We start from the raw sequence: 22,195 nt of genomic DNA, 5'->3' as shown, positions 1-22,195 counted from the left end.
TTTTATCCTTAAATTTGCAGACCTTAAAAATAAGACTAAAATAACGTCCTATGTCAAAAGACATTAGAGTAAGAAAAGGGCTTGATTTAAAGCTCAAAGGAGAAGCAGATAATGCGATCGTAGATGCTTCAAAGTCTTCTGTTTATGCAATCAAACCTGCTGATTTTCATGCGGTAGTACCAAAAATGGTGCTTAAGGAAGGTGCTTCAGTTAAAGCTGGAGAGGTCATCTTTTATTCAAAGTATGATGAAAAGGTAAAATTTGTGTCGCCAGTTTCTGGAACATTGACTAAAATTTTACGTGGTGCAAAACGCAGAATTCTAGAAGTTCAAATTACTCCTAACGGAAGTAATGATGTTGTTAAACATGATGTTGTGAATCCTTCACAAGCCAGTGCAGAACAGGTGCGTGAGATTTTACTTGAAAGCGGTTGTTGGCCGTTTATCATCCAGCGTCCTTACAGCATTGTTGCTAGTCCAGAAGATACACCAAAAGCAATTTTTATTTCGGCTTACACGACTGCGCCACTAGCCGGTGATGCAGATGTAATACTCGCAGATAAGAAAGAAGCTTTTCAAAATGGTGTAACTGCACTTAGCAAAATAGCTCCAGTTTATATTGGTGTAGGTAAAAACTCGCCTATTGCCACTGTTAAAGATGCTACTGTTTATAAAGTGAAAGGTAAGCATCCAGCAGGTAACGTAGGTGTGCAAATCCATAAGGTGCTACCAGTTAATGCTGGTGAACGCGTGTGGACAGTTGGTTTTGAAGATGTAGCTACTATTGGAGATGTTTTTACCACTGGAGTATTCTCAGCACAACGTACTGTAGCTCTTGTGGGTACTGATGCTGATAAGGATTCTAGAAAGTATTACAGAACTATTCTAGGAGCCCAAGTTGATAGTCTTACAGGTGGGAACGTAGATACCGAAAATACGAGAATCATATCTGGAGATGTTCTTACTGGTGATAAGTTAGAGAACGGACAATTTATTAACTACTATCATAACACACTTACTTTAATTCCTGAAGGAAATGAGTATGCGTTTATGGGTTGGTTGCCATTTACACGTAACAAAGTACCTTCAAATGCAGGAACTTCTTTATCCTGGTTGTTAGGTGGTAAAAGAAAAGTAGACACAAACCTTAACGGTGAGGAACGTGCTCTAGTTGTTACCGGTGAAATGGAAGATGTAATGCCTATGGATATTTATCCAATGCAATTGATCAAGGCTTGTATGTCAGGTGATATTGAAAAAATGGAAAATCTAGGTATTTACGAGGTTGCACCAGAGGATTTTGCACTTGTTGATTTTACTAATACTTCCAAACTTGAAGCGCAAGAAATAATACGCAACGGTTTGGACTTAATGATAACAGAAGTAGGATAAACTATGAAATGGATTAGACGTAAACTGGATCAGGCTAGAAAGCCTTTTGGACCAGGTCAGAAATTAGAGAAGTATGCACCTGCTATTAATGCATTTGATACTTTCTTATTTACCCCAAATCACACTACAAAGAAAGGTGCTCACGTACGTGACGTTGTGGATCTTAAGCGTACTATGATTACGGTTGTAATTGCGCTTATACCAGCCTTAATTTTTGGTATGTGGAATGCAGGAGCTCAATACCTTTATCAAGAAAGAAACCTTGGTAGTGTGACTGATGTTCCTTTTTGGGAAGCATTAACTGAAGGAGCAATATTAGTGTTTCCTCTTATTGCAGTTAGTTATATAGTTGGATTGACTATCGAATTTATTTTTGCGATTTATCGTGGTCACGAAGTGAATGAAGGTTACCTAGTAACTGGTTTGCTTATACCTATGATTTTTCCGGTAGATATTCCATTGTGGATGTTAGCTATATCGGTTGCTTTTGCCGTACTTATAGGTAAAGAAGCTTTTGGAGGTACAGGTATGAATATCTTAAACCCAGCATTAACAGCGCGTGCATTTGCGTTCTTTGCTTACCCATTATACATGTCAGGTAATCAAATATGGGTTCATGAAGGTAGTACCGATTCTATTTCTGGTGAAACGATTTTAGGATCACTAGCTGAAGGTAAAGAAGTGGCTTATAGTTTTTCTGATGCTTTCATAGGCTTTATACCAGGATCAGTGTCAGAGACATCTACTCTTATGATTTTAATAGGAGCTGCCATTTTAATCCTTACTAAGGTAGGAAGCTGGAGAATCATATTAAGTGGATTTATAGGAGCCGCTGTAATGGGATTGATTTTTAATGCCTTTGGTGCAAATGCTCTAATGTCATTTGATTGGTACATGCATTTAGTAGTTGGCGGATTGGCATTTGGACTAGTATTTATGGCAACAGATCCTGTGAGTGCTGCTCAAACTTTTAAAGGTAAATGGATTTATGGTTTCTTATGTGGATTCTTTGGGGTTATGATACGTGTATTCAATCCAGCGTATCCAGAAGGAATTATGCTTGCTATTTTATTAATGAATGTGTTTGCTCCAACCATTGATCATTACGTGGTTCAAGCAAATGTGAGTAAACGTAAAAAACGCCTGGCAAAAGCTAAGGCTAATCTTCAAACAGCTTAGTCATGGATAGAAATTCAAACGCTTATACTTTTTTGTTTGCTATTGCTCTTGTAGCAGTTGTTGCTAGTGCTCTAGCATTTGCAGCTACTAGTCTACAACCAGCACAAGCAAAAAACGTTAAAGAAGAAAAAATGCAAAACATCCTAGGTACAGTAGGAATTGAGACTTCTAGAGATAGTGCTCAGGTTTTGTTCAATAAATATATTGTAGATCAGGTTGCACTTTCTAGTGATGGTACTCCTAAGGCTGATGTAAATGCTTTTGAGGTAGATCTTAAAAAAGAACTTAAGAAGCCTGTAGAAGAACAAGCATTTCCACTTTACGTGGCAAATGTTGAAGGCTCAAAATATTATGTTGTTCCTTTAAGAGGTAAAGGTCTTTGGGATGCAATATGGGGTTACATAGCTCTTAAAGATGATGTGAACACCATTAAAGGTGCTGTATTTGATCACAAGGGTGAAACTCCTGGTCTAGGTGCCGAAATTACTCAAGGATGGTTCCGTAAAAGATTTGAAGAAGAAAAAATCTTTGATGGTGATGGTAATTTTATAGGTGTATCTGTTGCTAAAGGATATCAAGGTGGAGATAATAAGGACGATAACGCAGTAGATGCCATTTCGGGAGCTACCATTACAGGTGATGGTGTTACTGATATGATTTCAGAAAGACTTAAGAATTACCTTCCTTATTTCGAGAAAAATACTAACATAAAAGTGGCTATGAAGTAAGCCGGTGCTTACTGTTGTTACGCTTTCGCGAAAGCGAGATAAAAACAAATTTTATGTCAAAACAACTAAACAAAAAAGAAGAACTAATCCTTTTTCTATCTGATACGGATGAAAGAGAAGGATTGTTGGGAAAGAAAAATCGTAAACTTCTTTCTGATCCTCTTACCGATAACAACCCTATTACCGTACAGGTATTAGGTATTTGTAGTGCACTTGCAATTACAGTTCAATTGAAGCCTGCGATTGTAATGAGTCTTGCTGTAATGGCCGTAATGGCTTTCAGTAACATGATTATCTCATTACTTAGAAATTCTATTCCTTCAAGAATACGTATTATCGTTCAACTTGTTGTGGTTGCTGCACTTGTAATTCTTGTAGATCAAGTATTAAGAGCCTATGCTTATGATGTTTCAAAGGAATTATCGGTATTCGTAGGTTTAATTATTACCAATTGTATTGTAATGGGTCGTCTTGAAGCATTTGCATTAGGTAATGGTGTTTATAAATCATTTCTTGATGGTATAGGAAATGCAGCAGGATATGCTTTCATACTTATACTGGTAGCATTTTTCAGAGAGTTATTAGGTGCTGGGAAACTTTTTGGTTATCAAGTGATCCCAGATTCTTTCTATGAATTTGGATATTCCAATAATGGCTTGATGTTATTGTCGCCTATGGCACTTATAACGGTAGGAATCATAATTTGGGTGCAAAGAAGTAGAAACAGAGCATTAATAGAAGAAAACTAAACTAAGAAATAGTATATATCATGGATTTAATTAATCTTTTTGTAAGAAGCGTTTTCATAGAAAACATGGTTTTTGCCTATTTCTTAGGTATGTGTTCTTATCTAGCGGTATCTAAGTCGGTTAAGACTGCTGTTGGTCTAGGTGCCGCAGTTGTATTTGTACTTGGAATTACAGTTCCTATCAACTTTTTACTAGATACTTATCTACTAAAGCCAGGTGCTTTAACTTGGTTAGATGCTAGTTATGCAAACGTTGATTTAAGCTTTTTAAGTTTTATCATGTTTATTGCGGTTATCGCCAGCATGGTTCAATTAGTTGAAATGGTTGTAGAACGATTTGCTCCAGCTTTGTATGGTGCTCTAGGTATATTTTTACCTCTTATTGCGGTTAACTGTGCTATTTTGGGAGGTTCTTTATTTATGCAACAAAAAGACTTCAGTGGTATAACTGAGTCTGCTGTATATGGTTTAGGATCTGGAGTAGGATTTTTCCTTGCGATTCTAGCGATTTCTGCCATTCGTGAGAAAATTGCTTACTCAAATGTACCTGCACCGCTTAGAGGACTAGGTATTACATTTATAATAACAGGACTTATGGCTCTAGGGTTTATGAGTTTTATGGGAATTGAAATATAATTTTAGAAACAGCTATTATGGATTCTAATATGATTACATTAATTGCAGCAGTTGTTATTTTCTTAACACTTATTCTGTTGCTAGTATCTTTACTTTTAGGAGCAAAATCAAAGCTTTTACCGTCTGGTCCTGTGACCATTAATGTAAACGGTGAAAAAGATATCACTACTGATTCTGGAGGAACTTTATTAGGTACTTTGGGTAATAATAAATTATTCTTACCATCAGCTTGTGGTGGTGGTGGAACTTGTGTTCAGTGTAAATGTATTGTTACTGAAGGTGGTGGTGCTATCCTACCAACTGAGGTACCACATTTTACTCGTAAAGAGATTGCAAATGGATGGAGATTAGGTTGTCAGGTTAAGGTAAAACAAGACATGAAAATCGAAATTCCTGAAGAGGTATTTGGAATTAAAAAATGGGAGGCAGAAGTTGTGCGTAATTACAATGTAGCATCTTTTATTAAAGAGTTCGTAGTACGTCTTCCTGAAGATATGGATTATGAAGCCGGTGGATACATTCAAATCGAGGTTCCTAAATGTGAAGTTCGTTTTGAGGATATGGATATCACTGCTCACCCAGAGGAGCATGATACGCCAGACAAATTTCAGGCAGAATGGGATAAATTTAATTTATGGCCATTAGTAATGAAAAACCCTGAAACTGTAGAACGTGCTTACTCGATGGCTTCTTTCCCTGCTGAAGGTAGAGAAGTAATGCTTAACGTGCGTATTGCTACGCCACCATGGGATCGAGCTAAAAATGGTTGGATGGATGTAAACCCTGGTGTAGCTAGTTCTTACATTTTTAATCAGAAACCAGGTAATAAGGTAGTGATATCAGGACCTTATGGAGAGTTCTTTATTAATCACAGTGATGCAGAAATGCTTTACGTAGGTGGTGGAGCAGGAATGGCACCTATGAGATCTCACTTGTACCACTTATTCAAAACCTTGAAAACTGGTCGTACAGTTACTTATTGGTATGGTGGTCGTTCAAAGCGTGAATTATTCTACATTGAGCATTTCCGTGAGTTAGAAAGAGAATTTCCAAACTTTAAGTTCTTCATGGCTTTAAGTGAACCAATGGAAGAAGATAATTGGAAGCTTAAAGATGATATCCATAGTGAAGGTGATGGTTTCCAAGGTTTCATACACCAAGTGGTAATTGATCAATATCTATCTAAGCATGAAGCACCAGAGGATATTGAGCTATATTTCTGTGGTCCTCCATTGATGAATCAAGCGGTTCAAAAAATGGGTGAGGATTTTGGAATACCTGATGAAAATATCAGATTTGACGATTTTGGAGGTTAATACTTCTCATTTATATTAAAAAACCCAGCTTTTAAAGCTGGGTTTTTTATTTCATTAAAATGCGAATATGGAATTTATTTACTCTGGTTGTACAGGTAAATAAGCAACTGCTTTAATTTCTATCAACAAGTGCGGATGCGGTAATTGATGCACGGCTACGGTGGTTCGAGTAGGACCAGAATAATCAAAATATTGAGCATAAGTCTCGTTATAACCACCAAAGTCGTTCATGTTAACGAGAAACGTTGTTATATCAACTATGTTCTTCAAACTAGCTCCTTGAGTCTTTAAGATACTATCGATGTTTTCTAGAACTGCTTTGGTTTGCTCTTTAATATCGAGATTTGTGGTTCCCATTTCATCCACTTCAACACCTGCAAACGTGTTGTCTGATCGTCTACTGCTCGTTCCTGAAACGTATAAAAAGTCGCCAACTCTCTTTACATGTGGATATTTACCACGTGGCTTTGCTTTTCCTTCTATTACTCCCATAATTAATTTCTAAACCAGAGAATATCTTTAGTCTTACGAGATATTTCAAATAATAAATCGTTTTCATGATCCTCTGGACTGATTATATTTTCTTTTAATAAGTATAAAATAGCTCTGTCTTGCGCTCTTCCTTGAAGCATGGCTTCTCGGTATGAGATGCCTTCTACTGGAAATGTAACTAGTGAATATTTAGATTGATATTCTTCTTTGGCAAAATGAGACTCCAATAGCATTTCAATTTGACGTTTTTTCTTAAAGTCACTGTTTGCTACACTATCACGCATCTCAATAAAATTATCAAGAGCAAGATCTGCTATCGCGTCGGTATTAGGTTTTCTTGTTTCTGCGAAATCACTGAATGCTTTGCTCCAATATTTATTTCGGTCTAATGTCAAATCAAAATCAACTACATCCTCAAAACTGGCATTCATACCTTGTCCATAGAATGGTACGATGGCATGTGCAGCATCACCAATTAAAAGGCTTTTACCGTAAGCATCCCACGGATTACATTTGATAGTACCTAACGGTGGAGTAGGATTATTATTAAATTGCTCGACAAGATCTGGTATGTGTGGAACAACATCACTAAAATAGGTGTTGAAAAACTCAATAACACTGCGATCATTTTTTAAATCTTCAAACGAAGGACCTTCTTTACTTTTATAATCTAGGAATAAAGTAAGTGTAAAGCTTCCATCTAAATTAGGTAACGCAATAAGCATGAAACCACCTCTAGGCCAAATGTGTAAGGCATTTTTTTCTATACGCCAACTTCCATCTTCTGCAGGAGGAATACTTAATTCTTTATAACCATGAGGTAACCATTCAATACTATGAGAAAACAAAAAATCTCTTTGTTTGACCATAGCCTTACGAACGGCGCTCCCAGCACCATCAGCACCAAAAATTAAATCAGCCTTCCATGTTTTTTCTTCGTTTGACTCGATATCATGATATGTGATAGTAGTGTTCTCTAAATCTACATGTAAAACTTCATCATTGAAATCAATTTGCACATCGTCATATTTATCTGCTTCATCCAATAATAATTTATTGAGTTCTTCACGAGATATCGAATTGATGTACTCACCTTCTCGACCACTGTAATTTGAAGTAAATGTGCTACCATCTATATTATGTATTAACCTGCCGTGCATAGGAATACATAAATCCTTGACTTTTTCCTCAAGACCTACAAGTTTTAAACCTTTAAGGCCGCGATCAGAAAGAGCAAGATTTATAGATCTACCACCATCAACTTGTTGAGACCTCATGTCTGGTCGTTTTTCTAAAATGTCAACCTTGTATCCTCGTTGTGCTAGACGTAGCCCTAATAGTGAGCCACATAAACCAGCCCCAGAGATTAATATTTTTGTGTCTTTATTGTTTATTTCCATAAGCTTATGCCTACTGTTTTTACATTTCTTCTTTAAGAATATTTACAAATTTCCAGCAATCCTCATAGTTATTAAATAAGGGAACAGGTGCTATACGTATTACGTCGGGTTCTCTCCAGTCAGCTATCACACCGCGAGCACTTATAGACTCAAATAGTGATTTATCTGCATTCTTAACAGCTAGTGATAATTGACAACCTCTTTGACTGGATTGTGTAGGTGTTATAATGCTTATTCTATCTGAATTGATTTGTGTTAACAAGAATTCTAGATAATTGGTAAGTTGAATTGACTTATTTCTCAGATTATGGAAACCTGCTTCATTGAATAATTCTAAGCTCGCCTTTACCGCAGCCATACTTAATATAGGAGGATTTGAAAGTTGCCAGCCTTCGGCGCCGTAGATGGGATCAAAATCATCACGCATTTTGAATCTAGTTTCTTTATTGTGTCCCCACCATCCGGTAAATCTGGGCAGTTCATTATTTTGAGCATGTCTTTCATGTACAAAGCAACCTCCTAAACTTCCTGGTCCACTATTTAAATATTTGTAAGTACACCAAACAGCAAAATCGGCACCAGAATCGTGAAGTCGTAAATCAACATTACCGGCTCCATGTGCACAGTCAAAACCTACTAATGCTCCATGTTGATGTCCTAATTGAGTAATTTCCTTTAAATTAAAAAACTGTCCAGTGTAGTAGTTTACCGCACCTACCATTACAAGAGCGATTTCATCTTTATTTGTCTCTAGTAAATCTTTTAAATCTTCTAGATGAGGAGTATGCTCTCCCTTTCTAGATTTCCATTCAATTATAGCTAGGTTAGGATCGTATCCATGAAAGCTTGCTTGTGATGCCACAGCATATCGATCACTGGGAAAAGCATCGGCTTCAATAATTATTTTAAAACGTTTTGGCGTAGGTCGATAAAAGCTCACCATCATCAAATGTAAATTTGTGGTAAGTGTATTCATTATTACTACTTCATGTGGATGAGCACCCACAATAGTTGCCATATTCTTAGTTAAAAACTCATGATAAGGCATCCATGGATTTTTGGCATGGAAATGACCTTCAACTCCTAGACTTGCCCAATCTTCAAGTTCTTGATTTAACTGACCTTTTGTGGCTTTAGGTTGTAACCCTAGAGAATTTCCACAAAAATATATGCTGTTTGTGCCATCGATGTGTTTAGGTATGTGAAAGCTTTCGCGAAAGCGAGATAATTCATCTTGTTGATCTAGTTCTAGTGCGTAGGTTAGGCTGGTATCTTTATTCATTTGATTTGATTACCTTAATATCTGAAAAATAAATATTTGTGTCGCCATCTAAAGTGATATGGTTTGTGGCGATGTTTAATCCCTCATAACTTTGATAGTCTTCAAAAGTAGTTTGCATGGTTGGTAAACTATCATTTTCTTTTCTATAGGTCCACTCTCGAACGGTATTATTTTGGTCATAATACAGGTCATAGGCGTCACCTGGTGTGTAACCTACTTTATTATCATATAAAATGGTGATCATGTTCAGGCTATCCTTTGATATAGGAGCTTGTTTAATAATAGGAGTTGATAAGGTCGTTCCTTTATCCCAAACTAATTTGAATTGTGGTAATAGCCAATACACATCATTGATAAAGGCTTGATCAGCGTTTAGGGCTGTACTGTCCATTTTTTTATTTCTATAGTAAACGACTTCCTTTTGTTTGGATTTTAATTTGATGAGACCTGATTTAACATTCCATGTCCAATTTCTATCCATTATCTTTTCTCCAAAGCGACTTACATTGAATGTGAATTGTATTTCTTCAACATCATCCCAAACTGATAATCCGGTAGACTGTGCGATTTGCTGTGCAGGAGTTAAGCTGGTTTCTTCATTGTTAGTCTTCAATGTTTCATCCACGTTGCTGACATCATTTTTACAGCTTAATAAAAGACTTGCTACAAGAGCAAAAAATACAATTCTCATAGTATCTGTTTTGATTGTCTAAAAATACAAAGAACAATAGTTTATGAAATGGTAAAGCTTTATTAATTACCAAGAGTAAGCTATGTCAAAAAAGTACTTTTGTACTTTATGGCAAAGAGAGTTTATAAAGGACAATTATCTTCAGGTAGAAGACTGGGTATTATACTGGTGTTAGGTAGTTTAATCGCTATTGGACCTTTTTCTATAGATGCTTATTTACCTGCTTTTAAACAAATAGCTGGAGACTTTAAGGTAGATGTTAATGCTATAAGTCTTACCTTAACTACCTACTTTATAGGTATAGGTCTAGGGCAGCTCGCCTACGGTCCATTGATGGACCGTTTTGGTAGGCGTAAACCTCTCATTGTTGGACTTGTTTTGTATATAGGTACAAGTCTAGCTAGTGCTTTTGCCTATGACGTAATAGCTCTCGCAACATTGAGATTTTTTACAGCACTAGGTGCATGTGCAGGTATGGTAGCTAGTAAAGCGATAGTAAGAGATTTATTTGATGAAGAGGAAGTCGCTAGCGTGCTGTCCAATTTAATGTTAATCATGGGTATTGCACCTGTGATTGCCCCTGGAATAGGTGGATGGGTAGTGACTCATTTTCACTGGCAAATAATTTTTTATGGTCTAGCAGGTTTTGCAACACTTATGTTGTTTAATATTATCTTTTTTCTCCCAGATAGTGTAACTCCTAATCGTGCTACTAGTTTAAAACCGGTTCCTGTGCTTAGAGAATATTGGACTATTTATAAAAATAAAGCCTTTTTTCTCTTCAGTACCACACGTGGATTTATCATAGGAGCTCTACTTGGGTATGTGGCTGCAGCTCCTTTTATTTTTATGGAGTTTTTTGAAATGTCAAAGACTGAATTTGCATTTGCCTTTAGTAGCAATGCTGCAGGTCTAATTGCAGGTAGTCAAATAAATCGTTTATTTTTAAAACGATACACGACTTTTGAGATAACGTATGTGGTGAGTGTTTTACTCATTGTTTTTACAGGTGTATTGACAATACATTTGGCGACTATGACACCTGAATTTTGGATCGTATACCCATCTTTATTCTTAATGATGACGGCTATCGGATTTCAAAACCCCAATGCAACTGCTTTGGCTCTTCAGCCATTCACTGCAAAGGCTGGTAGTGCAAGCGCATTTGTAGGAGCCGTTAGTATGATTTACGGTTCACTGGCTAGTTGGTATGTGTCTAAATTTGTCAATGATGCTCTTTTGCCTCTTGCATTATTACTGTTGGGTTGTGCTGTTTTTGGTCACCTTGCTGTCGAAATTTTTAGAATTAAATATGCTCGAGGTTATCAATTTGCCAAAAACTACCTCAAACATCCTTACAAAGCAATCAAACGAGAAGATAATTATTCTTAAGTACGCTTTCGCGAAAGCGTACTATTAAACTAATCCCTAGCATAAATTCTAGGAATATGGAATAAAAATGTAACAATCGATAACAGCTCTAGTCTTTAAAGTACCAAAAGACTAGCTATGAAAATATTACCGTGGTTGTTGTTTATGACAACATGGATGTGTGTTTGTAAAGCATATTCCAATGATTTAATTGTTGAAGAAATTTCATTCCCAGAGGCAACGAAACTAAGTGATAACACCTTGCGCATGCCATTTAAATTTGCTGGAAGATTGATAACTGTACAAGCAAAGGTTAATGGAGAGTCGGGTCCTTTTATTATTGATACAGGATCCTATGGGCTGGTACTTAATAAACGAATTTATAATAAAATAGCTACGACAGGTAGGACAACGTATTCTATTGAACGAGAAATTCCCAATGTACAGGGAATTGCGGTATACAGTTTTAATATTGATGGTTTTAAAATTAATTCCAAAAATGCAGATGTAGTAGATTTAAGCCATATTGAAAAAGAAAAACATACCGCTATTAATGGTATAATTGGATACGATACATTTAGACGATTTGAACTATATATTGACTTTTATTTGGAACAGATTACCTTTTTTAAAATCGATAGAAAAGGCAATCGTATTGATGAGAAATATTTAACCGAACAAATAGTAGACACCTTAAGTTTTAAACGGCGCAAGCACTCGATTATTCTTGATTCCAATATTAATGAGATAGATGTTACCTTTGTTTTGGATACCGGAGCAGAAATAAATCAATTAAGCAACAAATTAGATTCATTAGTTTATAAAAATTTTCAACCTCTCAAAAGATTGGAGTTAATGGGGATGGATGGTGGTAAGAAAGAAGTGATTGCTGGAGTTTTCAAAAATCTAAAGTTTACTAATGCTGTACAGAATGAAGAAATGCCAACTGTATTATCAACTATGACCTATGCAGCAAATGCATACGGGACTCAAGTGGATGGTGTTTTAGGGTTTTGGTTTTTAAGAAATCGTAGAGTTTTAATTAATTATCGTAAAAAGAAATTGTTTTTTACAAAGTGGCCTGAATAAATGAAGCTGTTTATCACTCTTTTAATTTTTTTTATCAGTCTCATGATTATGGGACAAGATGATTATGGTTATAGAATTGATGGTGAGGATATCGTATTTAAATTTGATGTACGGGACTATTCGATGGTTACTATAAATGATACACAAGTTAAACTTGATCTTTCTGATATAAACATAAAGAAAGTAGCGGTAGCTGGAACCTTTAATAAATGGGCTAAGAACGACTGGAAACTCAAGAATATAAAAAACGGTGTTTATGAATTGAGGAAAAAGATTAAATATTTAAATACCGATAGTGGAGCTTCATTCAAATTCGTAATTAATGATAAGTTTTGGGTTGAGCCACCTGCCATTGCGCCCAATCGTGAGCAGCTTACCTTGGATGATATTTTTGTAAGTGTTTATAATTTAAAATTGAATGAGATTAAGGAGTCTGAAAATGGAAATCATACATTTTATTTACACGGTTATTCAAACGCTCAACGGGTAGTTGTCACAGGTACATTTAATAATTGGGATGAAAATGAACTTGAGTTGGAATGTAAAGACGGTTACTGGGAACTTACCTTAGATCTACCAATAGGAACGCATGAGTACCGATATATTGTAGATGGCCAGTGGATGAGAGATCCTCATAACCCTAAGAAGAAGCCCAATGAATACAATGAATTTAATAGTGTAATAACTAAAAGAAAATTACAAAAATTTAGATTGAAAAACGTTGATTTTAAAAAGGTATATTTAGCAGGTGATTTTACAGACTGGCAAAATAACAAGCTTCAAATGAATTTGATTAATGGGTTTTGGGAAATAGAAATACCATTAACACGAGGCGTTCATCATTATAAGTTTATAGTGGATGATATTTGGATAGTTGATCCTATGAATAACAGTGTTCAATATGATAAACATGATCATATTAACTCTGTAATTCTTATTAAGTAAAACTCTTCTTCTTTATATAACATCAAAAACGCCTTTCAACGGAGGTGTTGAAAGACGTTTTCTCACTAACCAACCAATAATTAATTATTCACGTACAACGCTCCCAGAAGGAAATGTTGCAGCAACATTGTTATTAAAGTTTTGTGCATTGGGTGCTGTCATAGAATTGGCAATTGCCGCAAGAGGTTTTAGAGTGAATGGAGCAGGGCTGTTGTCTGGAACAGGTTCTACAGTAATTACAACATTTCTTCCAACTACGCTAAATGGTAAAGACTCACCCATTGGTAAATTATTAAAAAAGTCTTCTCCTGGAACTGGTGGACCTGCATTGTTTTGAGTTCCTGAGAACGGGTTGCCTGAATCTCGGGTATCAAAATCGGTAAAGGTTCCTGTTGATATAGGACCGGCGTCGCCTACTACCCAACCTTCATAAATCCATCCATCTGGTAAAACGGGTAATGTAAAGTCGGCAGTTGGAGGCATTCCAGGTAGACCGAACCATACACCGCTTTCGTCATTACCGTTATTTCCCATTGTCTCATCGGTAGGAGTTCTCAGGAAGAAGGAACCACTAGCATTAGTAAAATCTCCAGGAGCTGGTCCAAAGTTAGTGTCCACAAGGGCTGTTGTCCCAGTGAATGCGCCAGCTATATATTTACTATCAGCAGGATCGGGACTTGGATCTGGATCAGGCTCAATGGTAAGGATAAAGGCAGTTGCAGCATCCAAATCATTTGAATCGATTTCGAATTCGTTTTGGCTTAAGTCTCCATTAGCATCAACATCAAATGTACCTGTACTTATAGGAGTACCATCTACCATAACCCAGCCTTCATATTTAAAATCGTTTCCTAAATCTTCTAATCCTTGAAGATTAATAGTTAATGTTTTTGTTTGAAGTTCAGCATTTGAATCATCGTCATTTGAACAGCCTACTATCGAGAGTAAGCCTAGGATAAGATATGAGAAGTTTTTATTCATGATTAAAAGTTTAATTTTACTCTACAAACTAATGATAATGTTATCTCAATCCTGTCACGTAAAATTCAACTTTCATATTTTTTATGTGATTCTTTTGTGATAAGGATAAGTTTAATTTGAATTATGGAGTATACAATTCTTATCGTAGAAGATGATATAGAGATTATAGATCTTCTTACTATTCACATGAAGGATCTACATGCAAATGTGCATGTCGCAGATAATGGTAGGCTTGGCTTGAAAAAGGCAATGGAGTTCGACTATGATTTAATTCTATTGGATTTGTCAATACCTGAATTAAGCGGGATAGAAGTTTGCAAGGAATTGAGAAAAACTAAAAACACTCCTATAATTATGGTTACTGCAAAATCCGAGGAGATTGATAAAGTCCTAGGTTTGGAAATTGGTGCAGATGATTATATAACCAAGCCATTTTCAGTAAGAGAATTGAAGGCTAGAGCAAAAGCTGTTATGAGAAGAACTGATATAAGTAATAAGAAAACAGAAAATGCCTCAAGTAATGAAATGGTTTTTGGTGATTTAATTTTAAATGTTGAAATGAGACGTGTAACCTTAAATGGGCATAAAGTGGAATTATCACCTAAGGAATTTGATCTCTTAATTTTATTAGCAAGTCATCCTGGTAGGTCTTACAGTCGATCAGAGTTACTGGATGTTGTTTGGGGTTATAACTTTTCTGGTTACGAACATACAGTAAATAGTCATGTCAATAGATTGAGAGCCAAAATTGAACCGGATATGTCAAATCCATTATATGTATTGACCACTTGGGGAATAGGTTATAGATTTAATGAAGAAGTGTAATGACTACTGGTAAACAATCTACATTAACTCCACGACTAGTATTTAAACTATGGATAGCACTTTCAGTGTTAATCATAGGAATGGCATTTTGTTTTATTGTGGTTACTAATTATTACTCAAATCAACATCATCAAGCTACGCAACAAAAGATTCACGCTCCATTAGCCCAGCATTTAATAGAAGAAAAGTTTGCCACAACTTCCGCTTTTAATCAGGATGGTTCTGTTAATAAGGAGGTCTTTGGGAGTTTAATGCACGATATGATGGCAGTGAATAGAAGTATTGAAGTTTACTTGCTGGGTCTAGATGGTGAAGTATTATATTCTGTGGTACTAGATCATAGTCCTGGAGAACCATCTAGGTATGTTGATGTTGCTCCGATTGAAAATTTTGTAAATACTAACGGTAAAAATTACTGTTTAGGGGATGACCCTAGAGCTATGGGAGAAAGAAAAATTTTCTCAGCAGCCAAATTAACCAACCAACTCAAAGATGGTTACATATATATTATACTATCAGGAGAGGCTTATCAATTGGCGAGCAACAATATTTTTCAGAAATACATAAAAAGTTTTGGATTGGGAGCTATAGGTTTGACAACTTTCTTCACTTTGTTGGTAGGTTTTGTTTCTATTTGGTTTTTAACTAAAAACTTAAGAAAAATCACCTCTGTAGTCCAACGATTTAAGGAAGGGGATTTTAATGCGAGAATAGAAAACGCAGATAAATCTGATATCAGTGTTTTGGCAAATACATTCAACACAATGGCTGACACGATTTGTCAAAATATTGAGGAAGTTAAAAAAGTTGATTCATTAAGAAGGCAGCTTATAGCGAATGTGTCACATGATTTAAGAACGCCATTAGCAATATTAAAAGGTTATTCAGAAACATTATTAGAAAAGAAACATTTGCTTTCAGAAGGAGAGAAACAGAAATATTTAGAAATTGTCAACTCTAATAGTGATAAGCTTTCTAGATTAGTGGAACAATTATTTGAGTATTCTAAATTAGAGGCTAAACAGGTGAAACCAGAAAAAGTAAAGTTTTCAATTACCGATTTGTGTCTAGACTTAGTATCTAAGTACCAATTAAAATCCAAAACGGAAAATATTGACTTAATATTTAATATTGAAAAAAAGGAAAATATTCTAGTGTACGCTGATATCGGATTAATTGAACGGGTTTTACAGAATCTAATAGACAATGCTTTTAAATTTACAAAGGCCGGTGGGGTAATTACTTTAGATTTGGATAAATCTAAGTCACAAAATAAAATAAAAATTTCTGTTGGCGATTCTGGCATAGGAATTAAAGAAAGTGATCAATTGATGATATTCGATCGATTTACGCAAAATGATTCTCAAAATAGATTCACAGGTGCAGGTATAGGATTGTCGATCGTTAAAAAAATTCTTGAACTACATGATTCAATTATTAGGGTCGACAGTAAGATTGGTAAAGGCACAAAGTTTACGTTTCATCTTCAAATGAATTAAATTATAAGAACGCTTTAAACAGTTTATTTACGGTAATATAAAAATTTTGATTTTTTTCATTTTGTAAATAAATGATTTGAAGGTGTTTAAGGGTTTGTTGTAATTTTTTTCAAATTTTTTTGTCATAAAAGTTTGTTTGGTAAGAAAAAGTGTGTGTATATTTGCACCCGCTTTGGGAAACAACGATGTTTAAATAAAGCGATAGTTCTTCAAAAAGGTTGGAAATATTTGTAGCGGATTGTGAGGATTTCGCATCAAATTTTCGGTCTAGATATTTTGAAGTAGTTCATTGAAAATAATGATTGACAGCACAGCGATACTGTTTTTGTATTGATTAATACAAAGGCAAGTATTGGTAAGAAAATAAAAATAGACACATGTACGCTAATTGAGGGTTCTTAAAAGAGGTTTTTGGAGTTATTCTAATAAATGATCTTTAAAAGATTCTACGATGAAGAGTTTGATCCTGGCTCAGGATGAACGCTAGCGGCAGGCCTAACACATGCAAGTCGAGGGGCAGCATAGATAGCTTGCTATCTGATGGCGACCGGCGCACGGGTGCGTAACGCGTATACAACCTACCTATTACTGAGGGATAGCCCGAAGAAATTTGGATTAATACCTCATAGTATTATAAGATGGCATCATTTAATAATTAAAGGTTACGGTAATAGATGGGTATGCGTCCTATTAGCTAGATGGTGAGGTAACGGCTCACCATGGCAACGATAGGTAGGGGTCCTGAGAGGGAGATCCCCCACACTGGTACTGAGACACGGACCAGACTCCTACGGGAGGCAGCAGTGAGGAATATTGGACAATGGAGGCAACTCTGATCCAGCCATGCCGCGTGTAGGAAGACGGCCCTATGGGTTGTAAACTACTTTTGTACGGGAAGAAATACAGTCACGTGTGATTGTTTGACGGTACCGTAAGAATAAGCACCGGCTAACTCCGTGCCAGCAGCCGCGGTAATACGGAGGGTGCAAGCGTTATCCGGAATCATTGGGTTTAAAGGGTCCGTAGGCGGGTAATTAAGTCAGTGGTGAAATGCAGGGGCTCAACTCCGGCACTGCCATTGATACTGGTTATCTTGAATTATTGTGAAGTGGTTAGAATATGTAGTGTAGCGGTGAAATGCTTAGATATTACATAGAATACCGATTGCGAAGGCAGATCACTAACAATATATTGACGCTGATGGACGAAAGCGTGGGGAGCGAACAGGATTAGATACCCTGGTAGTCCACGCCGTAAACGATGGTTACTAGCTGTTTGGATCGATTGAGATCTGAGTGGCCAAGCGAAAGTGATAAGTAACCCACCTGGGGAGTACGTTCGCAAGAATGAAACTCAAAGGAATTGACGGGGGCCCGCACAAGCGGTGGAGCATGTGGTTTAATTCGATGATACGCGAGGAACCTTACCAGGGCTTAAATGCAGTATGACAGATTTGGAAACAGATTTTTCTTCGGACATATTGCAAGGTGCTGCATGGTTGTCGTCAGCTCGTGCCGTGAGGTGTCAGGTTAAGTCCTATAACGAGCGCAACCCCTATTTCTAGTTGCCAGCACATAATGGTGGGGACTCTAGAGAGACTGCCGGTGCAAACCGTGAGGAAGGTGGGGATGACGTCAAATCATCACGGCCCTTACGTCCTGGGCTACACACGTGCTACAATGGTAGGGACAGAGAGCAGCCACTTCGCGAGAAGGAGCGAATCTACAAACCCTATCTCAGTTCGGATCGCAGTCTGCAACTCGACTGCGTGAAGCTGGAATCGCTAGTAATCGCATATCAGCCATGATGCGGTGAATACGTTCCCGGGCCTTGTACACACCGCCCGTCAAGCCATGGAAGCTGGGGGTGCCTGAAGTCGGTGACCGAAAGGAGCTGCCTAGGGTAAAACTAGTAACTGGGGCTAAGTCGTAACAAGGTAGCCGTACCGGAAGGTGCGGCTGGAACACCTCCTTTCTGGAGTTCCTGAAATAATGGAACGAAACAAGGGATAGTTTCAAGACCTTTAACACTCAATTAGTGTGTGTTTATTTTAAAAAGCAAGTCAATCAAGAAATAGTCGCAAGACACTCAGTCTCATAGCTCAGCTGGTTAGAGCGCTACACTGATAATGTAGAGGTCGGCAGTTCGAGTCTGCCTGAGACTACGATGTCTTAGGTAGTTATTGAGTAGATAATTATAGCTAAGAGATAAAGTTCATTTATAGAATTTTAATGGAAATTCTAGAGGTTGAGGATTCTAAATTCGATATTCTGAATTCAGTATTTAGGATTCGTCATGGGGAATTAGCTCAGCTGGCTAGAGCGCCTGCCTTGCACGCAGGAGGTCATCGGTTCGACTCCGATATTCTCCACGAATGATTAGTAGAGATTAATCATTAAACGTTCATTGACATTTTGAAAAGATCAAAACGAGCATTAGTTCTAATATTAATTAGGATTAATACAAGATAGAAAAAATAATATTACTATATATCGTTGTATAGTAATAGGTATCATAAGCAAATAAGGGCGTATGGGGGATGCCTAGGCTCTCAGAGGCGATGAAGGACGTGATAAGCTGCGATAAGCTGCGGGGATTGGCACATACGATGTGATCCGCAGATTTCCGAATGGGGCAACCCGGCATGTTGAAGACATGTCACCAGTAATGGAGCAAACCCGGTGAACTGAAACATCTAAGTAGCCGGAGGAAGAGAAAACAATAGTGATTCCGTCAGTAGTGGCGAGCGAACGCGGAAAAGCCCAAACCAATTAGGTTACGGCCTAATTGGGGTTGTAGGACTACAATATTTGATGCTAAAAGAATAAGAATCCTTTGGAAAGAGGAGCCAAAGAAGGTGATAGCCCTGTATTGGTAATTTTAGTTATTGATAGTAGTATCCTGAGTAGTGCGGGGCACGGGAAACCCTGTATGAATCTAGCGGGACCATCCGCTAAGGCTAAATACTCCTGAGAGACCGATAGTGAACCAGTACCGTGAGGGAAAGGTGAAAAGAACCCTGAATAAGGGAGTGAAAAAGAACCTGAAACCATACGCTTACAAGCGGTCGGAGCCTTCGGGTGACGGCGTGCCTTTTGCATAATGAGCCTACGAGTTACCGTTGCTAGCAAGGTTAAGTGTTTCAGACACGGAGCCGTAGCGAAAGCGAGTCTGAATAGGGCGCTATAGTTAGTAGTGGTAGACGCGAAACCGTGTGATCTACCCATGGGCAGGGTGAAGCTGTGGTAACACACAGTGGAGGCCCGAACCGGTTGACGTTGAAAAGTCTTCGGATGACCTGTGGGTAGGGGTGAAAGGCCAATCAAACTCGGAAATAGCTCGTACTCTCCGAAATGCATTTAGGTGCAGCGTTGATTTAGTTTTATAGAGGTAGAGCTACTGATTGGATGCGGGGGCTTCACCGCCTACCAATTCCTGACAAACTCCGAATGCTATAAAATGATGATCAGCAGTGAGGGCATGGGTGCTAAGGTCCATGTCCGAAAGGGAAAGAACCCAGACCATCAGCTAAGGTCCCAAAATGTATGTTAAGTTGAAAAAACGAGGTTGTACTGCTTAGACAGCTAGGATGTTGGCTTGGAAGCAGCCATTCATTTAAAGAGTGCGTAACAGCTCACTAGTCGAGCGGTACGGCATGGATGATAATCGGGCATAAACATACTACCGAAGCTATGGACTCCATTGAGAGTGGTAGGAGAGCATTCTAATTGTGTTGAAGGTGAACTGTGAGGTTTGCTGGAACGATTAGAAACGAAAATGTAGGCATAAGTAACGATAAAGGGGGCGAGAAACCCCCTCACCGAAAGACCAAGGTTTCCTCAGCTATGCTAATCAGCTGAGGGTTAGTCGGGTCCTAACGCGTACCCGAACGGGGAAGTGGATGGATAACAGGTTAATATTCCTGTACCTGCTCACAATAAAAGTGACGGAGGTGTGAATTTGGTGCGTACTGACGGAAATGTACGTTGAACCAACTGTTAAGGTTGGGATAGTACCACAAGGCTACGGCTACGTGGATAATCCAGAGGAGCAACTTCCAAGAAAAGCAAGTGAAGCAGCCCGTACCGTAAACCGACACAGGTGGTTGGGATGAGAATTCTAAGGTGCTCGAGTGATTCATGGCTAAGGAACTAGGCAAAATAGACCTGTAACTTCGGGAGAAAGGTCCCCTATTTAATAGGGCGCAGTGAAAAGATCCAAGCGACTGTTTATCAAAAACACAGGGCTCTGCAAAATCGAAAGATGAAGTATAGGGCCTGACACCTGCCCGGTGCTGGAAGGTTAAGAGGAGGGTTTAGCTTCGGCGAAGATCTGAATTGAAGCCCCAGTAAACGGCGGCCGTAACTATAACGGTCCTAAGGTAGCGAAATTCCTTGTCGGGTAAGTTCCGACCTGCACGAATGGTGTAACGATTTGGATACTGTCTCAGCCATGAGCTCGGTGAAATTGTAGTATCGGTGAAGATGCCGATTACCCGCTACGGGACGAAAAGACCCCGTGCACCTTTACTATAGCTTAGTATTGATTTTGGATAAGTAATGTGTAGGATAGGTGGGAGACTATGAAGTGACGTCGCCAGGCGTTGTGGAGTCATTGTTGAAATACCACCCTTTGCTTATTTGAAATCTAACCCAGAAATGGGGACATTGCTTGGTGGGTAGTTTGACTGGGGTGGTCGCCTCCAAAAGAGTAACGGAGGCTTCTAAAGGTTTCCTCAGCACGCTTGGTAACCGTGCGTAGAGTGCAATGGCATAAGGAAGCTTGACTGAGAGACATACAGGTCGATCAGGTTGGAAACAAGAGCATAGTGATCCGGTGGTTCCGCATGGAAGGGCCATCGCTCAAAGGATAAAAGGTACGCCGGGGATAACAGGCTGATCTCCCCCAAGAGCTCACATCGACGGGGGGGTTTGGCACCTCGATGTCGGCTCGTCACATCCTGGGGCTGGAGAAGGTCCCAAGGGTTGGGCTGTTCGCCCATTAAAGTGGCACGCGAGCTGGGTTCAGAACGTCGTGAGACAGTTCGGTCTCTATCTGTAGTGGGCGCTAGAAATTTGAGTGAATCTGACTTTAGTACGAGAGGACCGAGTTGGACTGACCGCTGGTCTACCAGTTGTTCCGCCAGGGGCATTGCTGGGTAGCTACGTCGGGAAGGGATAAGCGCTGAAAGCATATAAGCGCGAAACCCATCACAAGATGAGATTTCTTTAAAGGGTCGTGGGAGACTACCACGTTGATAGGTCATAGGTGTAAAGGCAGTAATGTCATAGCCGAGTGATACTAATTACCCGTAAGCTTAGATACCTCTATCTACTTGTATTGATTTTGAACTTTTCAAAATGTCAACATATACAGTTGGATTATTTTAATTTAACTGAAACCTTTAAGGTGGTTATAGCAATGGGGCTCACCTCTTACCATTCCGAACAGAGAAGTTAAGCCCATTAGCGCAGATGGTACTGCATTTGTGGGAGAGTATGTCGCCGCCTTCTTTTAAAACCCTTATCAATTTGATAAGGGTTTTTTGTTGTGGTAAACTTTGTTAACGATATCTTAGGAACTTCTTAAATATGTATGGTGTATTTTTCTTGAAATTTATAA

Annotated in this window: 16 protein-coding genes, 2 tRNA genes and 3 rRNA genes; 16 read left to right on the top strand and 5 right to left on the bottom strand. The window is 38.1% G+C overall.

The window, feature by feature from the left end:
• Positions 1-50 precede the first annotated feature (50 nt).
• The 6 genes from I5168_RS01610 to nqrF are packed head-to-tail and all read left to right on the top strand — an operon-like array spanning position 51 to position 5,998.
• Complete coding sequence (locus I5168_RS01610; protein ID WP_042275871.1) at positions 51-1,391, top strand: Na(+)-translocating NADH-quinone reductase subunit A; 1,341 nt, start codon at positions 51-53, stop codon at positions 1,389-1,391.
• A gap of 3 nt (positions 1,392-1,394) precedes the next feature.
• Positions 1,395-2,570, top strand: a complete 1,176-nt coding sequence (locus tag I5168_RS01605) for an NADH:ubiquinone reductase (Na(+)-transporting) subunit B (RefSeq protein ID WP_431472252.1) — start codon at positions 1,395-1,397, stop codon at positions 2,568-2,570.
• A 2-nt stretch (positions 2,571-2,572) separates the two neighbouring features.
• On the top strand, positions 2,573-3,298 hold the full coding sequence (locus I5168_RS01600; RefSeq protein WP_167343046.1) for a Na(+)-translocating NADH-quinone reductase subunit C: 726 nt from the start codon (positions 2,573-2,575) through the stop codon (positions 3,296-3,298).
• A gap of 53 nt (positions 3,299-3,351) precedes the next feature.
• Positions 3,352-4,047 (top strand): NADH:ubiquinone reductase (Na(+)-transporting) subunit D, encoded by a 696-nt coding sequence (locus I5168_RS01595; RefSeq protein ID WP_431472251.1) that lies wholly within the window; start codon positions 3,352-3,354, stop codon positions 4,045-4,047.
• A gap of 20 nt (positions 4,048-4,067) precedes the next feature.
• On the top strand, positions 4,068-4,682 hold the full coding sequence (nqrE, locus tag I5168_RS01590) for an NADH:ubiquinone reductase (Na(+)-transporting) subunit E (protein ID WP_431472250.1): 615 nt from the start codon (positions 4,068-4,070) through the stop codon (positions 4,680-4,682).
• Between the two features lie 29 nt (positions 4,683-4,711).
• Positions 4,712-5,998 carry an NADH:ubiquinone reductase (Na(+)-transporting) subunit F gene (gene nqrF, locus I5168_RS01585; protein WP_105018569.1) on the top strand — a complete coding sequence of 429 codons (1,287 nt, stop codon included), beginning with the start codon at positions 4,712-4,714 and terminating at the stop codon, positions 5,996-5,998.
• Positions 5,999-6,076: 78 nt separating this feature from the next.
• On the opposite strand, the gene I5168_RS01580 is transcribed toward nqrF, so the two are convergent.
• The 4 genes from I5168_RS01580 to I5168_RS01565 are packed head-to-tail and all read right to left on the bottom strand — an operon-like array spanning position 6,077 to position 9,863.
• Positions 6,077-6,490 (bottom strand): RidA family protein, encoded by a 414-nt coding sequence (locus I5168_RS01580; protein ID WP_431472249.1) that lies wholly within the window; start codon positions 6,488-6,490, stop codon positions 6,077-6,079.
• A gap of 2 nt (positions 6,491-6,492) precedes the next feature.
• A complete protein-coding gene (locus I5168_RS01575; RefSeq protein ID WP_431472248.1) occupies positions 6,493-7,890 on the bottom strand; it encodes an FAD-dependent oxidoreductase in 1,398 nt (465 codons plus the stop codon).
• A 19-nt stretch (positions 7,891-7,909) separates the two neighbouring features.
• Complete coding sequence (gene kynU / locus I5168_RS01570) at positions 7,910-9,172, bottom strand: kynureninase (protein WP_431472247.1); 1,263 nt, start codon at positions 9,170-9,172, stop codon at positions 7,910-7,912.
• Positions 9,165-9,863, bottom strand: coding sequence for a selenophosphate synthetase (locus tag I5168_RS01565; protein WP_431472246.1), 699 nt, complete (start codon positions 9,861-9,863; stop codon positions 9,165-9,167). Before I5168_RS01565 ends, kynU begins: the two co-directional genes overlap by 8 nt.
• A 108-nt stretch (positions 9,864-9,971) precedes the next feature.
• Here I5168_RS01565 and I5168_RS01560 point away from each other — a divergent pair, with 108 nt between their 5' ends.
• The 3 genes from I5168_RS01560 (at position 9,972) to I5168_RS01550 (ending at position 13,268) form a co-directional block, all read left to right on the top strand.
• Positions 9,972-11,255: a multidrug effflux MFS transporter gene (locus I5168_RS01560; RefSeq protein ID WP_105018313.1), complete on the top strand. Its 1,284-nt coding sequence runs from the start codon at positions 9,972-9,974 to the stop codon at positions 11,253-11,255.
• Positions 11,256-11,372: 117 nt separating this feature from the next.
• A complete protein-coding gene (locus tag I5168_RS01555; RefSeq protein WP_431472245.1) occupies positions 11,373-12,323 on the top strand; it encodes an aspartyl protease family protein in 951 nt (316 codons plus the stop codon).
• Positions 12,324-12,371: 48 nt separating this feature from the next.
• Positions 12,372-13,268 carry a hypothetical protein gene (locus tag I5168_RS01550; protein ID WP_431472244.1) on the top strand — a complete coding sequence of 299 codons (897 nt, stop codon included), beginning with the start codon at positions 12,372-12,374 and terminating at the stop codon, positions 13,266-13,268.
• An 84-nt stretch (positions 13,269-13,352) separates the two neighbouring features.
• Here I5168_RS01550 and I5168_RS01545 read toward each other — a convergent pair whose 3' ends face one another.
• The gene (locus I5168_RS01545) at positions 13,353-14,249 is read right to left on the bottom strand and encodes a hypothetical protein (RefSeq protein ID WP_431472243.1); all 897 of its coding nucleotides are present in this window, start codon (positions 14,247-14,249) and stop codon (positions 13,353-13,355) included.
• Between the two features lie 123 nt (positions 14,250-14,372).
• On the opposite strand from I5168_RS01545, the gene I5168_RS01540 reads away from it, so the two are divergent.
• The 7 genes from I5168_RS01540 (at position 14,373) to rrf (ending at position 22,086) form a co-directional block, all read left to right on the top strand.
• Positions 14,373-15,074, top strand: a complete 702-nt coding sequence (locus I5168_RS01540) for a response regulator (RefSeq protein ID WP_431472242.1) — start codon at positions 14,373-14,375, stop codon at positions 15,072-15,074.
• The gene (locus I5168_RS01535; protein ID WP_431472241.1) at positions 15,074-16,573 is read left to right on the top strand and encodes a sensor histidine kinase; all 1,500 of its coding nucleotides are present in this window, start codon (positions 15,074-15,076) and stop codon (positions 16,571-16,573) included. Before I5168_RS01540 ends, I5168_RS01535 begins: the two co-directional genes overlap by 1 nt.
• A 448-nt stretch (positions 16,574-17,021) precedes the next feature.
• Positions 17,022-18,547 (top strand): 16S ribosomal RNA (locus tag I5168_RS01530).
• A 116-nt stretch (positions 18,548-18,663) separates the two neighbouring features.
• A tRNA-Ile gene (locus I5168_RS01525) sits at positions 18,664-18,737 on the top strand.
• Positions 18,738-18,870: 133 nt separating this feature from the next.
• Positions 18,871-18,944 (top strand) — tRNA-Ala (locus I5168_RS01520).
• A gap of 140 nt (positions 18,945-19,084) precedes the next feature.
• A 23S ribosomal RNA gene (locus tag I5168_RS01515) occupies positions 19,085-21,898 on the top strand.
• Positions 21,899-21,978: 80 nt separating this feature from the next.
• Positions 21,979-22,086: ribosomal RNA gene (gene rrf / locus I5168_RS01510) — 5S ribosomal RNA — on the top strand.
• The 16S, 23S and 5S rRNA genes sit together here with 2 tRNA genes alongside, the layout of an rRNA operon.
• The last annotated feature ends 109 nt before the right edge of the window (positions 22,087-22,195 follow it).

It is taken from the genome of Nonlabens sp. SCSIO 43208 (assembly GCF_050703575.1).
Taxonomy (GTDB): Bacteria; Bacteroidota; Bacteroidia; order Flavobacteriales; family Flavobacteriaceae; genus Nonlabens; species Nonlabens tegetincola.
The sequence above is the reverse complement of the archived record's forward strand: the minus strand, read 5'-3'. Positions and strand labels throughout refer to the sequence as shown.

Excerpts from the sequence above, each read along its gene's own strand:
- I5168_RS01580 (WP_431472249.1), bottom strand. The coding sequence starts at position 6,490 with ATGGGAGTAATAGAAGGAAAAGCAAAGCCACGTGGTAAATATCCACAT.
- I5168_RS01575 (WP_431472248.1), bottom strand. The coding sequence starts at position 7,890 with ATGGAAATAAACAATAAAGACACAAAAATATTAATCTCTGGGGCTGGT.
- nqrE (WP_431472250.1), top strand. The coding sequence starts at position 4,068 with ATGGATTTAATTAATCTTTTTGTAAGAAGCGTTTTCATAGAAAACATG.
- I5168_RS01560 (WP_105018313.1), top strand. The coding sequence starts at position 9,972 with ATGGCAAAGAGAGTTTATAAAGGACAATTATCTTCAGGTAGAAGACTG.
- I5168_RS01610 (WP_042275871.1), top strand. The coding sequence starts at position 51 with ATGTCAAAAGACATTAGAGTAAGAAAAGGGCTTGATTTAAAGCTCAAA.
- I5168_RS01595 (WP_431472251.1), top strand. The coding sequence starts at position 3,352 with ATGTCAAAACAACTAAACAAAAAAGAAGAACTAATCCTTTTTCTATCT.
- I5168_RS01535 (WP_431472241.1), top strand. The coding sequence starts at position 15,074 with ATGACTACTGGTAAACAATCTACATTAACTCCACGACTAGTATTTAAA.
- kynU (WP_431472247.1), bottom strand. The coding sequence starts at position 9,172 with ATGAATAAAGATACCAGCCTAACCTACGCACTAGAACTAGATCAACAA.
- nqrF (WP_105018569.1), top strand. The coding sequence starts at position 4,712 with ATGATTACATTAATTGCAGCAGTTGTTATTTTCTTAACACTTATTCTG.
- I5168_RS01545 (WP_431472243.1), bottom strand. The coding sequence starts at position 14,249 with ATGAATAAAAACTTCTCATATCTTATCCTAGGCTTACTCTCGATAGTA.
- I5168_RS01605 (WP_431472252.1), top strand. The coding sequence starts at position 1,395 with ATGAAATGGATTAGACGTAAACTGGATCAGGCTAGAAAGCCTTTTGGA.
- I5168_RS01540 (WP_431472242.1), top strand. The coding sequence starts at position 14,373 with ATGGAGTATACAATTCTTATCGTAGAAGATGATATAGAGATTATAGAT.
- I5168_RS01555 (WP_431472245.1), top strand. The coding sequence starts at position 11,373 with ATGAAAATATTACCGTGGTTGTTGTTTATGACAACATGGATGTGTGTT.
- I5168_RS01600 (WP_167343046.1), top strand. The coding sequence starts at position 2,573 with ATGGATAGAAATTCAAACGCTTATACTTTTTTGTTTGCTATTGCTCTT.
- I5168_RS01565 (WP_431472246.1), bottom strand. The coding sequence starts at position 9,863 with ATGAGAATTGTATTTTTTGCTCTTGTAGCAAGTCTTTTATTAAGCTGT.
- I5168_RS01550 (WP_431472244.1), top strand. The coding sequence starts at position 12,372 with ATGGGACAAGATGATTATGGTTATAGAATTGATGGTGAGGATATCGTA.